The sequence below is a fragment of the Aquimarina sp. BL5 genome (assembly GCF_003443675.1).
Taxonomy (GTDB): Bacteria; Bacteroidota; Bacteroidia; order Flavobacteriales; family Flavobacteriaceae; genus Aquimarina.
Window position 1 is genome coordinate 5,508,099 of sequence record NZ_CP031963.1, and the last position, 17,600, is coordinate 5,525,698.

A 17,600-nucleotide genomic window follows, 5' to 3' on the forward strand; every position below is an offset into this window, starting at 1 on the left:
TTATTCAAAAATCAGAGATGGTAATGATTTAAACTGAAATTAATGACGTATTCTTTTTGAAAAAGAGAAAAGTTACTGAGGTAATAAAATAGTTTCAACTGTATTTCCCTTTTCAATACTATCTACATTTTCTGCGATATATACTAGTGCATTAGCAATGGCATAGGTATATAACATTGCTGAGCTTTGACCTTCTAGAATTTCTACAGTCTCTCCAGATACTTTTGCTTTAAGGAATTGTGCTCTATCTCCTTTCTTAACAAAGTCCTTTGTAATAAGCTTCGTAGTTCTGTTAAGACCTATAGCAGTAATTCCCATCATTTTTTGGATAATTGGCAGCACATAGATATAAAAACAAGTAAGTGAAGAGGCAGGATTACCAGGTAAGGCAAAAATCATAGTTTTATTATTAGTTCCAAAAAATAAAGGTTTTCCTGGTTTTTGTTTAATCTTATAAAATAATTCTTCTGTATGTAGTTCCGATAAAGCTTCTTTTACAAAATCATAATCTCCTACAGAAATACCACCACTGATTAATACTAGATCATTATTGTTTATAGCCTGCTGTATTGTCTCTTTAGTACTTTCATATTCATCCTGTACAACATAATTAGTAATCTGTTTGATATGTAATTGTTGGAGTACAGTTTCTAATTGTAAAGAATTACTTTCATAAATCTTTCCTTCCTTAAGTTCTTCTCCAGGAGTTATAAGTTCATTACCAGTAGTAATAATTGCTACGGTAGGAGGAACGTAAACTTTTACTTCAGTTACTCCTAAACCAGCTAGAAATCCAATGCCGGCGGGGGTTAATTTTGTTCCTTTAGTTAATGCAATGTCTCCTTTTTTTATTTGTTCTCCTACCGCTCTAATATTTTGATTAAGATGTATTTCGCTATCTATGGTTATGGTGTTTTCTGATCTATTGACTTTTTCCTGGATTACTATTGTATTTGCGTTATCCGGAACTCTGGCTCCAGTGAAAATACGAATACCTTGTCCGGGTTCTAAAGAATAATTAACTGCGTCTCCAGCTTTTACTTCGCCAACAATCTGATAAGAATTTTTATTATGAAGTAATAATGCATAACCATCCATTGCGGATTGTTTAAAGGGAGGCATGTGTATGTTAGAGATGATATCCTCAGCAAGAAGTAATCCATTTGCATCTTTTAAAAGAAGGGTCCTTAGATTTGGAGTAAAAGGTGTTTTAGAGATTATTGATAAAGCCATCGATACAGAAATCATATACAATTATTTTATTTCAAAAATATTGCTTTGTTTGGAAGAAACCTATATTTCGAGAATTTTAAAGTTTACTTGTGTCATAAAAAAAACACGGCAATTAAAGTTGCCGTGTTATCATCATATAAACCTTACTTTTTATGATTGATTTAATTCTTAAAAACTATTTTTCTTAGTTTATACCCTTCTACTTTTATAAGATATGTTTTGGGATCCACATAATTATGGATATATTCATCAATTATACCACTATCTAATAATCTACCAGAAAGTGTATAGAGGCTATATTTAACGCCAGTGGGTATTTCTCTTACGTGCTTAAAGGTTTTATTTCCAGTATCTTGCTGACAAGTGGAGTCTGCTAGAAATCTATCGATAAAGGTAACTCTTCCTTTTTTCTCTCCTTCTAAAGTAACGGTTGCTGTTTCATCAACATCTAAAATTCCATTTCCAGAAATATCTCCTAGAATGATTAAACAGGCATTTCTAATTTTTATACGAACACCGTTTTCGAGATGTAAACTTTCTGTTATAAAAATAACACCTTCTTCAGTATTTTCATCTAATCCGTTGATTACGGTATTCTCAGTCACAGACATTAATTTATATGAAATGTCGATTTTTACGTTTGCAAATGTTACACTTGCAAAAAGTAATGTTAATAGGGGTAATAGTTTTTTCATAAGGTTCAGTTTTTGGGTTAAACTGCAATTTAAAAAGTAAGTAAAATCTTACATTAAGAGTGTTTTTATCGTTGTAAAACACATATTTAACGACAAGATACATTTTTTTTATGTTAAAACCGTATTTTTTTGATTTAAATATTGATTTTTATCGCATTGATTTTCCAAAAAATCTCGTCAGACCTATAAATACGGGTGTTTAGACAAATGTTAAATTTTATATTTTAATTAACATGTTGATTGTTAGTTTGTTGCTTTTTTGGTCTAAATCACAAAAATAGTAGTGATCTATTTTTTTTGTTGTTATTTTTAAATTGAAGAATGATTTAAGGATATTTAATTCTAAATTTGATTATAATGATCATCAAACTATTATTATTTTTCCAAGGATTCAGTGTTTGGTTTAAAAACCTTTTAAGAGAATTAACTAATAATATGATTAGTATTTTTTTTATTGGGGCTGTTTATCTAGCACTATGGCATTTTCCTCAAACGGTAGACCTATTGTTGATTCTTAATCAAGCAGATACTTTTTTGTTAGAAGTTCCTTTATATTTTGCTTTACTTATAACCGCCGCTTTCTTAATATGGAATGCTCCTAAATACTTTTATTTTCATAATTATAAAGACATTTCTCTTTCTAATCTCATAGGTTTTATTCCTAATCAACATTATAAATTTCAGGATAGAAGTGAGTCCGCTAGTTATCCTTATATGACCAGAATTCATATGAGAAAAACAGTTCCAAGAATTCTTGCTATTCTATTATTAGCAATATCAGCACTTAGTATTCTTAATGCAATGGAGTTATTTGGTTTGGAAAATACCTATACAAAGTTTCTAGACCCAACAAATACTTTAATTCTGATTATATTTTTATTGTTATTGTTATCTGAACCTAAATTGTATAAAGTACTAAAAGGTTTTCTTAATCAGAGTTCTAAAACAACGATTGTTTTTTTTGGTGTATCTATTGGATTAATGCTTTTAATTATATCATTAGGAACCTTAAATACACAGGCTGAGAAAGATTTAGGCAATCTGTTTCTTTCTAATTGTGCTTTGGCACTTTTGTTTTCTTCCTTATCGTTTAATAGTTATAGATTTCTTAATGGTTTTCCTAAGAAACTGTTTTATGGGATGATTATATCATCTGGATTTATATTGTTGGTTATATTTTTAATTCTAAATTTCTACCCTAATCTAGCGACTGGAGTTAATCCTTTATCTATCTTGATTCTTTCTTTGTTAAGTCTTTTTATGATTTGTTTTGTATTAATTTTAATGGGGAAAAAGATTAAGTTGCCACTTCTTTCTATTGTTACTGTATTTTGTGTTTTTTCTGCTAGGTTTTTTTCGGATACGTCGGATCATTATCAACTCAACTTAAAAGAAACTACAGCCCTTAGACTGCCGTTAGACACTTATATTTATCATTGGCTAAAGAGTAGGGAAGAGATTATTAAAAATAATGACAAAGCTTTTCCAATTATCATGGTTTCTGCAGAAGGAGGAGGATCTAGAGCTGGGCTTTGGTCATTTTTGGTGCATAGTTATTTATATGAAAAGTCTAATGGAATCTATTTCGAAGAAAATTTACTTTCATTAACAGGTGCTTCGGGAGGAAGTGTAGGCAATTCTATGTTTTTTGCAGAAGCAAGAAATACCAGCCTCAATGGTAAAAAGTCTAATTTTAAGATTACTGAAGATACAGAATACCCTGATCTGAAATATAAAGCTAGTATTATATATAAAGAAAACTATCTATCAGTAGCACTACTTTCTTTACTAGGACGAGATTTATTTAAAGAGGTTACTAGCCTTTTTAGCTTTAAAAATAGAGGACAGTTATTAGAAGAACAATGGATCCAGACTCATGAAAAGTATTTTCATGATCAAAAAGGGCGAAATATTCTTGATAAAGAGTTTTTATCATTTTATCAAAATATTATAAGTGATAATATGGATACTACCAATAAGCAAATTCCACCATTGTTATTAATTAATACGACGCATACACAAACCGGAAATTATAATATTATAAGTCCAGTAAGATATTCTCATTTAAGACCATTGACTGGGATGAATGATTTTTTGGATAATATGCAATCCAGTTATCCTAACAATTCTATCGCACTTTCTACGGCTATGCGTATTAATGCCAGTTTCCCCTATATAACCCCAGTAGGTGAAGTTAGAAAGATTATGGAAACGGATGAATCAAAGTCTGATCAATATGCGGATGCTGGATATTATGACAATATTGGAGGTAGAGTATCTAGAGGTATAGAAGAGGTATTAAAAACAGTATTGAATGATTCCTTTCCTTCTCTAAAGGAAAAAGTGAAAATTAAACATTTGGTTATAGCCAATGAAGAAGAACGTAAAATCGCTAAAACAAGTACACAATTTGAAGCTCCATTAACTACATTAAGAAATGTACGATATGGACATACTCAGGAAATTTTGAAGAGATTAGAAAGTGATTATATTATTAATCTAAAACAAACTAAGATAACGCCGCCTTCTATGTCGCTATTATCTAATGATATGGATAAAGAAAAATTAACTATAAAACCGGTTTTACCTCTTGGACGTTATTTATCTACCATTGCAATTCGGTCTATGGAGGCTCGATTAGATGAAGTTAGTAAAGAATTGGATTTAATTATAGAAGAATAAAGCCATTTGTCATTTTTTTTTGTATTTTTGTCGTGATAAATTCATTTGTATTATGAGCGCAGTAACCCCATTAGATTACGATGGTTTAGAAAGTGAAGGTTTGTTAAGGTATCTTAATTTGGATATTCCTCTACATAATATTTACGATTTTATAGAATTATCTCGTAATGGGATAGATAAAAGAGCATTGGTACATCTTGCAAAAACGATTGATTTCGACCTAAGTGAATTAGCACATGTTTTGCATTTATCTGAACGTACTATACAACGCTATGAATTAAATAAGAAATTGAGTACGGAGGCAAGTGCCAAAGCACTACAATTAGCTAAGCTTTATGCTAGAGGAGAGAATATTTTTGGTGATTTGGATCGTTTTAAGAGATGGATGGAACATCCTAATATAGCATTAGCAACTAAAAAACCCAAAGAACTTCTGGATACTACATTTGGATTTCAATTATTAAATGAAGAGTTAGTTCGTATAGAGCACGGAATTTTTGCATAATGCTGGTATATAGAATTGCAAAACAAAAGTATATAAAAGACTTAACTGGTATTGGAGCAAAAACCGTTGGTGGTAGATGGAATCCCAAAGGAGTTGCAGTTTTATATACAAGTACTACTGTTGCTCTTTCTGTTCTCGAAGTACTGGCTCACCTCCCGGCAGCATATTTTCCTGATAATATGGCAATTGCTACGATAGAATTACCTGATGAATTGACTTCTACCATAGATATTAAGGAATTACCTAAGGACTGGAATAAAATCCCTCCATCTACAGGAATTCAACATTTTGCAATGAATTGGATATCAGAGAATATTCAATTAGGATTAAAGGTCCCTAGTATTATTGTGCCTAGAGAACAAAATCTTCTTATTAATCCTTTGCATCCGGATTTTAATTTAGTAAAACTGATCGAAATAGAACCCTTTAGTTTTGATACTCGTTTGTTAAAGTAGATTTAGGGATGTATTGATCGTACAATGTTTTTAATTAAGCTAATGAATATCAGCTTTTAGAATAGAATCTCCTTGTAATTCTGATGATTTAAACTTAATATTTTGTTAATAAACAAAGTTTTGATGAGCACTAAGTGTTGTTAGTCAATAGCTTGTGTTTGTTTTCTGTGTTGTTATAAGTTAAATTTTTATAAAGAATTTCCTACATTTTTACAATTTATATATCTTGCCGGGTTCGATATGAGTAACGAATCCTCAATTTATACGTCATATTCAAAAGAACTAAACTTAATTTACTAATAAAATGATTAAAAAAATGAGAAAAGTGTATTTTTTGGCAGTATTCATAATTGCTTTCGCAAGTTGCAAGAATGAAGCCAAGAAAGATGGTGAAAATCAACAGGAAACAATAGCAGAGGTAGAAAAAATACCAGGTATTGTTTTGGATAATATGGATACAAGTATTAGTCCAAAAGAAGATTTTTACAACTACGTTAACGGTAGTTGGATGAAAAATACAGAAATTCCAGAAGATAGAACTCGATGGGGAGGTTTTGGTGTATTAAGAAAAAAGACAGACTATGATGTACTCGAGATTCTGGAAAAAGCAAAGTCTAGTGGTAAATATGCTGCAGGAACAGATCAATATAAAGCTTTATTGATTTATGAATCTATTATGGATACTGTGGGCAGAGATAAAGCAGGTGTGACCCCATTACAGCCTACTTTGGATAAAATAGCAGGCATAAAGAATTTAAGTGACCTACAAACAGTTTTGGCTACAGAAATAGGAGCTTCAGCTCCATTTGCAGGATTAGTTTCTTTTCCTAACCTAAGTAACAGTGAGATCAATGCTCCATATATAGCTACCGGAGGATTAGGGTTACCGGATCGTGATTATTATTTAGATCAAGATGAAAAATCTATCGAAATCAGAACTCAATATGTTGATCATATTACTAGAATGCTTCAGTATATAGGAGAAACTGAGAAACAGGCTCGTAAAAATGCAGAAACTATTTTAGCAATAGAGACTAAGTTAGCAGAACCGCGATTAGACAAAGTTCAGAGTAGAGATACTAGAAACTTTAATAACCCGAGATCAATGGAGCAACTTTCAGAAATGACTTCGTCTATTGATTGGAATAAATTGATGAAAGATATAGGTGTGAAAAAGCAATTAGATTCAGTAATTGTGATGCAACCTAAATACATGAAAGAACTACAAAACGTTCTTAAAGGAACAAGTATTGAAGATCTTAAAACAGTAATGCGTTGGTCTACATTAAATGATGCTGCAGGAGCACTTTCTACAGAAATAGAAAAAGCAAACTGGGATTTTTATAGCAAAACACTTAATGGTGCAATTAAACAAAGACCTATGGAAGAAAGAGCTCTAGCAAGAGTTAACGGTTCTGTAGGAGAAGCAATCGGACAATTATATGTAGATGCTAAGTTTCCGCCAGAAGCGAAAGCAAAAGCTGAGAAGATGATTGGTAATGTAATTAAAGCATACCAGAAAAGAATCGAAGTGCTGGATTGGATGAGTGATAGTACGAAAACCAAAGCTATTCAGAAATTAGATAAATTTACAGTAAAAATTGGATATCCAGATGAGTGGGAAGATTATTCTACTCTTGATGTGAAGGATGGAAACTCATATTTTGAAAATATGATGGCAGTTTCAGAATGGGGATTCAAGAAAAATATAAATGAAATTGGAGAACCTGTTGATAAAACTGAATGGGGAATGTCTCCTCAAACAGTAAATGCGTATTTTAATCCATTGTTTAATGAGATTGTATTCCCGGCTGCAATTTTACAACCTCCGTTCTATAACTATACTGCAGACGAAGCAGTTAATTATGGCGGAATTGGAGCAGTAATAGGTCATGAAATATCACATGCTTTTGATGATTCTGGTGCGCGTTTTGACGCAGAAGGTAATCTTTCTAACTGGTGGACAGATAATGATCTTAAACAGTTTACAGAAAGAGGAGGAGCACTTGCAGAGCAATATAGCGCTATAGAAGTACTAGATAGTGTATTTATTAATGGTAAGTTCACTCTTGGAGAAAATATTGGAGACCTAGGTGGAGTATTAGGAGCTTATGATGGACTACAAATGCATTTAACTGAAAATGGTCGACCTGAAGATATAGATGGGTTTACTCCAGAGCAACGATTCTTTATGTCTTGGGCTACTGTGTGGAGAACTAAGATTAGAGAAGATGCATTAAGAACGCAGATTAAGACAGATCCTCATTCTCCAGGAACAACTAGAGCGATACAGCCTTTATTAAACGTTCAGGCATTTTATGATGCTTTTGATATTAAAGAAGGGGATAAGATGTATTTAGCTCCTGAGAAACGAGTGAATATTTGGTAAATAACCAATATGCTAAGAATAATAAAAAAAAGCCCTGTTTTCAGGGCTTTTTTTTATATAGTCTTAATTTTCTTTTATTTCATTCATCAATAAAAAAGCATCATTCACATATTCTTTTTCTAGAAATAAAGTAAAATAATTAGAAGTAGATATAATTTCAAAAACCGGAATACCTTCATACGCTAGAAGCTTAAATATATAAAAGTATAGTCCAATAGATCTAGCACTATCATCTGGAAGTGCAATGGACATAGAAGATAAATTGTCGGCGACAGAAATACAGGTTTCATCCTTAAAATGATCCTCTACAATTTCTTTTAAAGACGAGGATACTAGTATATTACTTTCTTGGAAATTGCTAGAATACGTGAAATAAGTTTTTGTTTTATCCTTTACAGTATTTAATAGATTAGATTGACTTGTAAGAATAGTATTCGAATTCAGAAAAGTATATTCAGTAATCCCGGATCGTACTACTATATCTCCTAAACTACCTAGGTTCTCAGAATGTTTAATCCTTTTGGGATGATATCTACGTAATGCCATTACGATAGATCCTGGTTTTACAGGTTTTCGCATTTCTTTTTCTACCTGAGGTAATAAGTCCGTAGCAAGAGAACTAAAATTAATGATATCTCTAGATAATGCATCTTCTAAAAATGGTTGATGCCTAAGTATATTGTGAACACAATCTGTTATAGTTTTCATTTTGTTAGATATTTAACACATTGTGTAAATATATACTTTTTTGATGAAAATATTTATTTTTTATGTGCTATTGTTTAATTATGTACTGTCAAAAAGATAATGCGATGAAGATTTTAAAATTTGGAGGAACTTCTGTTGGATCTGTAGTGAATTTATACAGAGTAAAAGATATTCTTATTAGTGATAATGATCAAAAGATTGTAGTATGTTCTGCAATGTCTGGAGTAACGGATCAATTAGTAAATTTGGTGGCTTATATCAAATTAAAGGATGCGGAGGCAATTACCAGAAATCTGCATAAATTAGAAAGTAAGCACATAGAAGTTATCGATGAATTGATCGAAGATACTGAATTAAGAAATAACCTTAAGGATGGAGTATCGTCCATGATCACTGAGATGTTAGAACTATCAAATCAGGAATATTCTGAAGTTTTAGACGCCACAGTATTAACTTTTGGAGAAACACTGTTAACTTATATTTTTTCAAACTTTTTAAATGCTACTGGAGTTACTAATAAGTTGATTAGCGCTAAGGAGTTCATGAATGTGGATAATGCAGATAATCCTAATATTCAGAAAGTTTCTGAAAAACTTAACGAAATTTTGGATACCAATCCTGCTGATATATATATTACTCAAGGATTTGTTTGTAAAGATCATTTAAATCAATTAAGTACATTAAAAAGAGGAGGAAGCGATTATACGGCAACTATAATTGGTGCGGCATTAAATGCAAATGAGATACAGATTTGGACTGATATTGATGGATTACATAATAATGATCCTAGATATGTTGAAGGCACAAATCCAATATCTCACCTTACTTACAATGAGGCAGCAGAATTAGCTTATTTTGGAGCTAAAATTTTACATCCACAAACAGTATCTCCTGTAGTAGATATGGATATTCCTGTATTATTAAAAAACACATTTGACCCAGAAGCTTCTGGTACCGTTATTTCAAATAAAACATATAGAAAAGGTTTAAAAGCAATTTCTGCCAAAGACGGTATTACAGCCATTAAGATTAAATCAAACAGGATGTTAATGGCGCATGGATACCTTAGAAGAATTTTTGAAGTGTTTGATAATTATCATACATCAATCGATATGATTACTACTTCAGAAATTGCCATTTCTTTGACAATAGATAATACTACGTATATAGATGAAATTGTAAAAGAAATAGAAGGATATGCAGAAGTAACTGTAGAGCAAAATCATAGTATCATCTGTGTTGTAGGTGAATCCGTTATTAATGATAAAAACTCCCATAAACTTTTTGAAATATTAAATTATATACCGGTTAGAATGATTTCTTATGGAGGAAGTAATAATAATATTTCCATTCTTGTAGAAACGAAAGACAAAATACCAACCCTTAGGTTTTTAAATGAGAAATTGTTTCTTACTCATCAAGAAGCTGTTCTTTAAATTGTTTGTTATGTATGCATGATGAGTAAAAAGTGAGAGTGCTTAGCGGTCTATATCGATTTCTATAGCCAGTAAAAGAACTCCACTTGGATTAAAATTCTTATTTTTACTAAATCCCAGCAGATAAACATGTTGGGATTTTTTAAAGAATTATAGGGTATTTCATTAATTAACTGTTTTATATATAGAAACAAGAAATATAAACCCATTATCATGTTAAAGAGAATTGTTGAAAAATATCGATTAGAAATTGTTTTGTTTGTTTTTTATTCGATCATTGCAGTTGTCTTTATTAAACTTTTTGTGGTTCAATAAAATCTTTTGATGCTACCACCAGTTAATGTTTTTTTCTTGATTCATATTTTCTTTCCCGTTATTCATTTCTAATCTCCAGCAGCTATTTGTAACCTACTGATAGTTATTTTTTTATGTTTATTCTGTGCTATAGAAATGATAAAGTAATGATGTCCTTTTTTAAAGGGTTTTTAAAATTTATTTAAAAAACCACGTATTTAGGGGTAACATCTATCCAATTATAAACACGTACTAATGACAGTAGTATTAGATAAAAAAAAGATAATGCTACAGCTTTAATCAAAATATAGAATATGCTTATTAAAGTCTTTGGAAGTGCAGTTTTTGGTGTTGAGGCGACAACAATTACAGTAGAGGTTAATATAGATAAAGGAATAGGATATCATTTGGTGGGTTTACCAGATAATGCAATTAAAGAAAGCAGTTTTCGGATTGCAGCAGCATTGCAGAATAACGGATATAAACTTCCAGGCAAGAAAATCACGATTAATATGGCTCCTGCTGATCTTAGAAAAGAAGGATCCGCATATGACTTAACATTAGCTTTAGGAATTCTGGCTGCGAGCTCGCAGATTAAAGGAGAGGATATTGCTGATTATCTAATCATGGGAGAACTTTCTTTGGACGGAAGTCTTCAGCCTATAAAAGGAGCATTGCCAATTGCTATCAAAGGGAGAGAAGAAGGGTTTAAAGGTTTCATTTTACCTAAACAAAATGCGAAGGAAGCAGCGATAGTGGATAATCTTCAGGTGTATGGAGTGGAAAATATCAAAGAAGTAATTGACTTTTTTGATGGAAAAGGAACACTGGAACAAACGATTGTGGATACCCGAGAAGAATTCTTTAAGGAATTAGATAATCCCGAGTTTGATTTTGCAGATGTAAAAGGACAGGAAAGTATAAAAAGGTGTATGGAGATTGCTGCAGCTGGAGGACATAATATCATTTTAGTAGGACCACCCGGAAGTGGTAAAACCATGCTTAGCAAACGATTACCTAGTATTTTACCACCAATGTCTTTACAAGAAGCATTAGAAACTACCAAGATTCATAGTGTCGTTGGGAGAATTAAAGATAATGTAGGACTTATGGCTCAAAGACCATTTCGAAGTCCGCATCATACAATATCTAATGTTGCATTAGTTGGTGGAGGTAGTTATCCGCAACCAGGAGAAATCTCATTATCTCATAACGGAGTTTTGTTTCTGGATGAGCTACCAGAATTTAAAAGAGAAGTACTGGAAGTGATGCGTCAACCATTAGAGGACCGAGAAGTAACGATCTCCAGAGCAAAGTTTACGGTAACCTATCCATCTAGTTTTATGTTAGTAGCCAGCATGAATCCTAGTCCAGGAGGATATTTTAATGATCCAGATGCACCAGTTACCTCGTCTCCAGCAGAGATGCAACGATATCTTAGCAAGATTTCTGGGCCGTTATTAGACCGTATTGATATTCATATCGAAGTAACTCCTGTACCTTTTGATAAATTGAGTGAAGAAAGAAGAGGCGAAAGTAGTGTGGACATTAGAAAAAGAGTAACTATAGCTAGAGATATTCAAACTGCTCGATTTTCTGAATCTCAAAAAATTCACTACAATGCTCAGATGGGAGTTAAACAAATCCGAAAATATTGTGCATTAGATGATGCATCTAAAGAGTTATTAAAAACAGCTATGGAACGATTAAATCTTTCTGCTAGAGCCTATGATAGAATTCTAAAAGTTTCCAGAACAATCGCTGATCTAGAAGGAGCAGAATCCATTAAAGGAAATCATATTTCCGAAGCAATACAGTATCGCAGTTTAGATCGTGATGGATGGTTGGGGTGAATAAACCTTGAAATTTAGGCACCTTCTGAACTCGAAATAGATAATTATTTTAATGTTAGACCAATAAAAAAGAAAGAATTATTTCTGGAAGTTGTCTTAAATTATTCGTTTAATATCTTAGAAAATAGATGTATACAAACAGTTAGTAAAAAACTGACAAAGAAAAGTTCAACAAATTGAAGGATAAAATAACGGGAACTAAACTTTTAACCTTATCGTTTTTAGAAAAATAAATCAGATACCTTTTTGTAATCAAAGACGGTTTATGCTTTTGTCCTGAAAACAAGTTCTTATCCAAATTAGAAGCTTTTATTTTACGAGTTATTATGTTTAATTTTTATTTTTTGCACCAGTTTACAAACGTATTTTTTAAACTCCATATTCCGAATACCATAACCATCAAGTCCAATTAATTCTACATTTCTTGAATCTTTTGACGTTAAATGAATATAAAACAACGAATATCCATCTCTTTTAAACCAGATCTCGTTTTCTTTCTGTAAAATTTCATAAGTGCTGCATTCTTTGGAAAAAGGGGATTCCTTAATCAGAGAATAATTTTCATAATTGATACATTCATAATGTCGCTCAATTTTTGCCCAGTAAGATTGATAGTATACTACTATAATAAAAATGAGTATAATCAATAAAATAACTGCTATCATGATTATGTGAAGTTCATGGATATCTTAGTAATTACCTATAGATTGACTCACAGAAAAGAAGTTTAAATCCATTTGTTGGTGATCTAAAATTAATTCACTTTTTTCTATATCATTTTCAAACGTTACAATTTTCTCTAACGTTCCTAATTCATTATATACTTTCCACGGACCTTGTCGTTTACCTTTCACAAAGGTTCCTTCAATTTTTATCCTACCGTCAGAATGAAAGGCTTTCCAAGTACCGTGTTCTTTACCATCATTATAGTTTTCAATAAAAGTCAAGATTCCATTTTTATTATAGATTTTCCATTGCCCCTCAGTTTTATCATTTTTGAACGCTCCTTCCTTTTTTAATTTTCCGTTAGCGTGAAAGAGTTTCCATGATCCGTTTAGTTTGTTACCCTTTGTCTCCCTTATTTCTTTAATTGAACCATTATTATAGTACAATGTATTCTGAATGTTTTTCTGTGTTCTCGTATTTGAATAAGTACTATCTATAATTTTATTAGTTGGAATTAATAATTCCTGAGCGTTAGTTTTGATAAAGAAAAATAAATTTAGAAATGATAACAGTGTGAAGAGTATTTTTTTCATAATAAAAGTGCTTTTGATTTTATTCCTTACAAAGATTCGTAATAAACCAGATTTTTAGTACACCTCTTATAGTGAAAATACATTCACTGTTTTCAGGGAATGAAACTGGGGAAACCTATAGTTCACATTATTTATAACTTCTTTTCAATAGCAGTACAATAAAACAGTAATCTCTTAGGGGTATTTAACCCTTTATCCAAAAGCTATTTTCCTGCATAGAATCGGTGTTTTAGCTATACCAAATTAGATGTCTAAGACATAACTTTATATCATCTTAATCTAAGATATTATTTCCCTTTTAATAGATTAAAAAAATCACTCCCCATTATAATTTTTAAGTTCCTTTTTAAATAGGAATGATTATTAGATATAAGCAATTTGTATTAAGCAGGCAGCTAGTTCTGAAGTGTTTAAGTAACATATATTATTTGAGGATTAGCGAAAAAAATTAACTACTGAATTATGATTCATTCATCTCTTAGGTTTTTAACTAGAACCATCAACGATTATTTAAGTATGAAAAATGGTCTTGATGAAAATAAAATATTCCTTACACATGTTTCAGATGAATCTGGTGTTGCAATTCCTGATAAATCACTTGGGTTGTCTTTGGTTAATATTGAAGAAGAAAAGATATTTAAAGAACAAAATACTGCATTCATTAATGCAAATGGTTCGGTAGAATATAGAAATCCAGAACTAAAATTGAACTTATATGTTTTGATTTCTGCAAACTATCAGAATAAGGATATAGATGACCCTTCTGATGATTATTATGAAGGATTAAAACAGCTATCGTATGTCATTTCACTCTTTCAATCCAAGAATGTATTTACCAATGATAATACCCCTGCTATGGCTAGTGAAGATCCAAATATCAAAAAACTGATATTAGAATTGTATTCTTATTCATTTGAGCAAATGTATAATTTCTGGAGTGTGTTGGGAACCAAATACCTCCCATCAGTTTTATATAAAGTAAGACTATTAAAAATACAGGAAGAAGAATTGATTAGTGATGCTTTACCTATAGAAGAGATTGATTTATTATCAAAAACCAAAGAGTTGTGAATATTAAATATAACAGATTGTTTAACCTTTCAATAACCCATGAATACTATAAAAATGGTATAAATGAGGATGTAAAATTGAAACCTGATTCTAAAACCAAAGAACTCTTGGCTAATGGGAAATTATTATTCAAAACACTTGGTAATAGCTTTATTGTATTATATAAAGCAGCGAGTGATAATATTTCCCCTTTTATAGATCTAGGAAAGGATGTTAATTTTAGATTCTATATAACCGTTGAGAGAAGCGATGAATTTCTAAATATTACAAAATTAGATACTAGTAACAAGTACGTGGCTGGGAACAAAGTTTATTTCTCAAATGATCCTACAATGGCTTCATCTGATAAAAATGCACCAGAAATACTGAATCATATACTTGTTGATAAAGCATTTGGAAAGTTATTTACATATTCTTTTTCTCTATCTACAAATCATACAAAAACAAAATTAGAGGTTGAAAATGATCAAGGCCAATTAGTTTCTATAGGAAAAGATACTGATGGTAATGATTTGCCAACAACAATAGAGCTAACCAGAGAGGATTTAAAAGTATTTAATCAGCAAATTGATTTAAGAAACAAACCAGCTGGAATTTATAAGATTATTATTAAAAATATGGCTGGTGATATTCCCCCATTGCGAGAAGAGACTGTATTGATAGATAATGAAGCTATTAACCAAGGTGTACTGGGAGTTTTAGATATTAAATATAATACAGCTTCTAATCATATGTATGGAGATACTGAATTTTACAGACTACAATTCGATAGGAAAAGTACTTTTTGGAAATATTTTATAATCAATAAATCCAACAATATTGATCTTTCGATTCCCGCTACAAGTCTAAGTATTGAAGACTCTATCTCAGGTGGAGGAACGGCTTATGTTAATGTTAATTTCATTAGAGAAGGTGATGAACCTCACTTAACAACTAAAATTAAGGGATATGATACTGTAATTTTTAAATCAGATGATACCATTCCGATTTTCGAAGAACCTAAACTTAACGTAGCGTTACGATTACAACCAGAAGATAAAGTATTAGTAGACCACCTTCCTAACCCTCCATTCAATACAGTAGAAAAAGAAAATGGTGGAGATATAGAGAAAGAAATATTTGTATTCATATAAAGAGAAAAAAGATCATGGCAGATTACAAAACACCAGGCGTATACATCGAAGAGATAAATACGCTTCCAGCATCAGTAGCTCCTGTAGCTACAGCAGTACCAGCTTTTGTTGGATATACAGAAAAAGCAATTGTAGATAATGAGACAATTGATCCTTCAATCAATAGAATTCCAGTAAGAATCACATCTATGCTTGATTTTGTGGATCATTTTGGAGGACCGTTTCAGGAATATTATAGAGCTACTCTTTCCGATTCACCAATTAGTGATATTGATCCACAAATAATAATTACTAGTATTGGTACTGTTCCGGTGGAATCTCCTTATCACCTTTATTATCAGGTGAGAATGTTCTATGCCAATGGAGGGGGAACTTGTTATGTTGTTTCGGTAGGGACATATAATGATGATGATAATGATCCTGCAACTTTTCCTGCAGATGGAGATATTCCTACTGCAACAGTGGATATTGATGTTAATGCATTGGATGCGGGTCTATCAGTCTGCGAAGAAATAGATGAAATTACTATTCTAACTGTTCCCGAAGCTATTTTACTCAGCGACTCGAATAGAAAAACAATATATGATAATATGCTTATTCAATGTAATAAGTTGCAAGATCGGTTTGCCGTAATGGATGTACAAGCCGATGAATCATCTACAGTTTTTGATGATGGGAACGATTTTAGAAATGATAATATCGGTCCGGATTATTTAAAGTATGGAGCAGCTTATTATCCTTCATTAGAAACTAAAATCGAATATTCGTTTATAGATAGTAGCGTTATAATAGAGGATACGACTACTGGGATTCATGCTGCTATATGGGATACCCAAAGGCTAGGAGCAATTAATACTGGCCAAACTTTAGCTGGAGCAGATATTTCTGTAAATGCATCTGCAACAATTACAATCGAACCTGTTAACATTAGTAATGGGGATACTTTTTTGATTGGTCCTGAGACGTTAACAGTAGCAGCAGCACCGGCAAACCCTAATGAATTTTCTGCAGGTGCTAATGAGGACGATTCTGCCGAAAACTTAAGGGTCGCGATTAATGCATTGGTAAGCACAGGTGTAACTGCTGTAAGAGTTGATAATGTACTTACCCTTTCAGCAATTGCAGATGGAGCGGCAGGTAATGGGATAGCAATCCAGTATACTGCTTCTGGAGCTGATATTGGTGCCATAGTTTCAGGTTCCGAACTAAGTGGGGGTATTGATAGATATATAGATACCAACCTCTATAATCGAATTCAGAAAGAAATAAAAAAACATAAAGTGACCCTATACCCATGTGGAGCAATCGCCGGCATTTATGCATCCGTTGATAGAGATAGAGGAGTATGGAAAGCACCTGCCAATGTAAGTGTGAATTTGGTCAATGAGCCAAGTATTCCAATAACCAGAGAAGAACAAGCGAATTTAAATGTAGATGCAACTACAGGAAAATCTATCAATGCGATCCGATTATTTAGCGGAAAGGGTACTATTGTTTGGGGTGCTAGGACACTAGCTGGAAATGATAATGAATGGAGATACGTTCCGGTAAGAAGATTTTACAATTTTATGGAAGAATCTATAAAGAAAGCTACCGAGTTTGTTGTTTTTGAACCTAATAGTAAACCTACTTGGGTGAGAACCAAAGCTATGATAGAAAATTTCCTTACTCAATTATGGAGGGATGGAGCGTTAGCAGGTGCGAAACCAGAACAAGCTTTTTTTGTGAAAATAGGCCTTGGAGAAACGATGACAGCACTAGATATATTAGAAGGGAGAATGAATGTTGAAATAGGAGTTGCAGCTGTGCGTCCTGCAGAGTTTATCATTCTTAAATTCTCACATAAGTTACAAGAATCATAATACATAATCTTTAAAAATATACGTT

General features: G+C 31.9%; 14 protein-coding genes. 9 read left to right on the top strand and 5 right to left on the bottom strand.

The window, feature by feature from the left end; translation table 11 throughout:
• Window positions 1–72: 72 nt before the first annotated feature.
• Together glp and D1818_RS23190 are read right to left on the bottom strand one after the other, a co-directional pair.
• The gene (gene glp, locus D1818_RS23185; RefSeq protein WP_118462346.1) at window positions 73–1,248 is read right to left on the bottom strand and encodes a gephyrin-like molybdotransferase Glp; all 1,176 of its coding nucleotides are present in this window, start codon (window positions 1,246–1,248) and stop codon (window positions 73–75) included.
• 146 nt (window positions 1,249–1,394) lie between these two features.
• Window positions 1,395–1,928, bottom strand: a complete 534-nt coding sequence (locus tag D1818_RS23190) for a hypothetical protein (RefSeq protein ID WP_118462348.1) — start codon at window positions 1,926–1,928, stop codon at window positions 1,395–1,397.
• Window positions 1,929–2,285: 357 nt separating this feature from the next.
• Here D1818_RS23190 and D1818_RS23195 point away from each other — a divergent pair, with 357 nt between their 5' ends.
• The 4 genes from D1818_RS23195 (at window position 2,286) to D1818_RS23210 (ending at window position 7,959) form a co-directional block, all read left to right on the top strand.
• Entirely contained in the window at window positions 2,286–4,610 is a 2,325-nt protein-coding gene (locus tag D1818_RS23195; protein ID WP_118462350.1) for a hypothetical protein, read from the top strand.
• Between the two features lie 52 nt (window positions 4,611–4,662).
• Window positions 4,663–5,115 (top strand): antitoxin Xre-like helix-turn-helix domain-containing protein, encoded by a 453-nt coding sequence (locus tag D1818_RS23200; RefSeq protein ID WP_118462353.1) that lies wholly within the window; start codon window positions 4,663–4,665, stop codon window positions 5,113–5,115.
• Window positions 5,115–5,570 carry an RES family NAD+ phosphorylase gene (locus D1818_RS23205; RefSeq protein WP_118462355.1) on the top strand — a complete coding sequence of 152 codons (456 nt, stop codon included), beginning with the start codon at window positions 5,115–5,117 and terminating at the stop codon, window positions 5,568–5,570. Before D1818_RS23200 ends, D1818_RS23205 begins: the two co-directional genes overlap by 1 nt.
• A gap of 316 nt (window positions 5,571–5,886) precedes the next feature.
• Window positions 5,887–7,959, top strand: coding sequence for a M13 family metallopeptidase (locus D1818_RS23210; RefSeq protein WP_118464057.1), 2,073 nt, complete (start codon window positions 5,887–5,889; stop codon window positions 7,957–7,959).
• Window positions 7,960–8,022: 63 nt separating this feature from the next.
• Here D1818_RS23210 and D1818_RS23215 read toward each other — a convergent pair whose 3' ends face one another.
• Entirely contained in the window at window positions 8,023–8,667 is a 645-nt protein-coding gene (locus D1818_RS23215; protein ID WP_118462357.1) for a hypothetical protein, read from the bottom strand.
• 104 nt (window positions 8,668–8,771) lie between these two features.
• Here D1818_RS23215 and D1818_RS23220 point away from each other — a divergent pair, with 104 nt between their 5' ends.
• On the top strand, window positions 8,772–10,103 hold the full coding sequence (locus D1818_RS23220; protein ID WP_118462359.1) for an aspartate kinase: 1,332 nt from the start codon (window positions 8,772–8,774) through the stop codon (window positions 10,101–10,103).
• A gap of 608 nt (window positions 10,104–10,711) precedes the next feature.
• Entirely contained in the window at window positions 10,712–12,250 is a 1,539-nt protein-coding gene (locus D1818_RS23225; RefSeq protein WP_118462362.1) for a YifB family Mg chelatase-like AAA ATPase, read from the top strand.
• Window positions 12,251–12,564: 314 nt separating this feature from the next.
• Here the strand turns inward: D1818_RS23225 and D1818_RS23230 are convergent, their stop codons facing one another.
• Window positions 12,565–12,915 carry a hypothetical protein gene (locus D1818_RS23230; RefSeq protein WP_118462364.1) on the bottom strand — a complete coding sequence of 117 codons (351 nt, stop codon included), beginning with the start codon at window positions 12,913–12,915 and terminating at the stop codon, window positions 12,565–12,567.
• Between the two features lie 24 nt (window positions 12,916–12,939).
• Window positions 12,940–13,509 carry a toxin-antitoxin system YwqK family antitoxin gene (locus D1818_RS23235; RefSeq protein WP_118462366.1) on the bottom strand — a complete coding sequence of 190 codons (570 nt, stop codon included), beginning with the start codon at window positions 13,507–13,509 and terminating at the stop codon, window positions 12,940–12,942.
• 462 nt (window positions 13,510–13,971) lie between these two features.
• On the opposite strand from D1818_RS23235, the gene D1818_RS23240 reads away from it, so the two are divergent.
• Genes D1818_RS23240 through D1818_RS23250 form a run of 3 tightly spaced genes read left to right on the top strand, consistent with a single transcriptional unit; the run spans window position 13,972 to window position 17,575 of the window.
• Window positions 13,972–14,580 (top strand): DUF4255 domain-containing protein, encoded by a 609-nt coding sequence (locus tag D1818_RS23240; protein WP_118462368.1) that lies wholly within the window; start codon window positions 13,972–13,974, stop codon window positions 14,578–14,580.
• Entirely contained in the window at window positions 14,577–15,713 is a 1,137-nt protein-coding gene (locus D1818_RS23245; protein WP_118462370.1) for a hypothetical protein, read from the top strand. The genes D1818_RS23240 and D1818_RS23245 overlap by 4 nt, the downstream gene beginning before the upstream one ends.
• 14 nt (window positions 15,714–15,727) lie before the next feature.
• Complete coding sequence (locus tag D1818_RS23250; RefSeq protein WP_118462372.1) at window positions 15,728–17,575, top strand: phage tail sheath C-terminal domain-containing protein; 1,848 nt, start codon at window positions 15,728–15,730, stop codon at window positions 17,573–17,575.
• Window positions 17,576–17,600: the final 25 nt, after the last annotated feature.

What these genes read in the sequence shown, in the direction of transcription:
- D1818_RS23220 (WP_118462359.1), top strand. Translation starts at nt 8,772, where the DNA reads ATGAAGATTTTAAAATTTGGAGGAACTTCTGTTGGATCTGTAGTGAAT.
- D1818_RS23250 (WP_118462372.1), top strand. Translation starts at nt 15,728, where the DNA reads ATGGCAGATTACAAAACACCAGGCGTATACATCGAAGAGATAAATACG.
- D1818_RS23190 (WP_118462348.1), bottom strand. Translation starts at nt 1,928, where the DNA reads ATGAAAAAACTATTACCCCTATTAACATTACTTTTTGCAAGTGTAACA.
- D1818_RS23230 (WP_118462364.1), bottom strand. Translation starts at nt 12,915, where the DNA reads ATGATAGCAGTTATTTTATTGATTATACTCATTTTTATTATAGTAGTA.
- D1818_RS23215 (WP_118462357.1), bottom strand. Translation starts at nt 8,667, where the DNA reads ATGAAAACTATAACAGATTGTGTTCACAATATACTTAGGCATCAACCA.
- D1818_RS23210 (WP_118464057.1), top strand. Translation starts at nt 5,887, where the DNA reads ATGAGAAAAGTGTATTTTTTGGCAGTATTCATAATTGCTTTCGCAAGT.
- D1818_RS23240 (WP_118462368.1), top strand. Translation starts at nt 13,972, where the DNA reads ATGATTCATTCATCTCTTAGGTTTTTAACTAGAACCATCAACGATTAT.
- D1818_RS23205 (WP_118462355.1), top strand. Translation starts at nt 5,115, where the DNA reads ATGCTGGTATATAGAATTGCAAAACAAAAGTATATAAAAGACTTAACT.
- D1818_RS23200 (WP_118462353.1), top strand. Translation starts at nt 4,663, where the DNA reads ATGAGCGCAGTAACCCCATTAGATTACGATGGTTTAGAAAGTGAAGGT.
- D1818_RS23225 (WP_118462362.1), top strand. Translation starts at nt 10,712, where the DNA reads ATGCTTATTAAAGTCTTTGGAAGTGCAGTTTTTGGTGTTGAGGCGACA.
- D1818_RS23235 (WP_118462366.1), bottom strand. Translation starts at nt 13,509, where the DNA reads ATGAAAAAAATACTCTTCACACTGTTATCATTTCTAAATTTATTTTTC.
- glp (WP_118462346.1), bottom strand. Translation starts at nt 1,248, where the DNA reads ATGATTTCTGTATCGATGGCTTTATCAATAATCTCTAAAACACCTTTT.
- D1818_RS23195 (WP_118462350.1), top strand. Translation starts at nt 2,286, where the DNA reads ATGATCATCAAACTATTATTATTTTTCCAAGGATTCAGTGTTTGGTTT.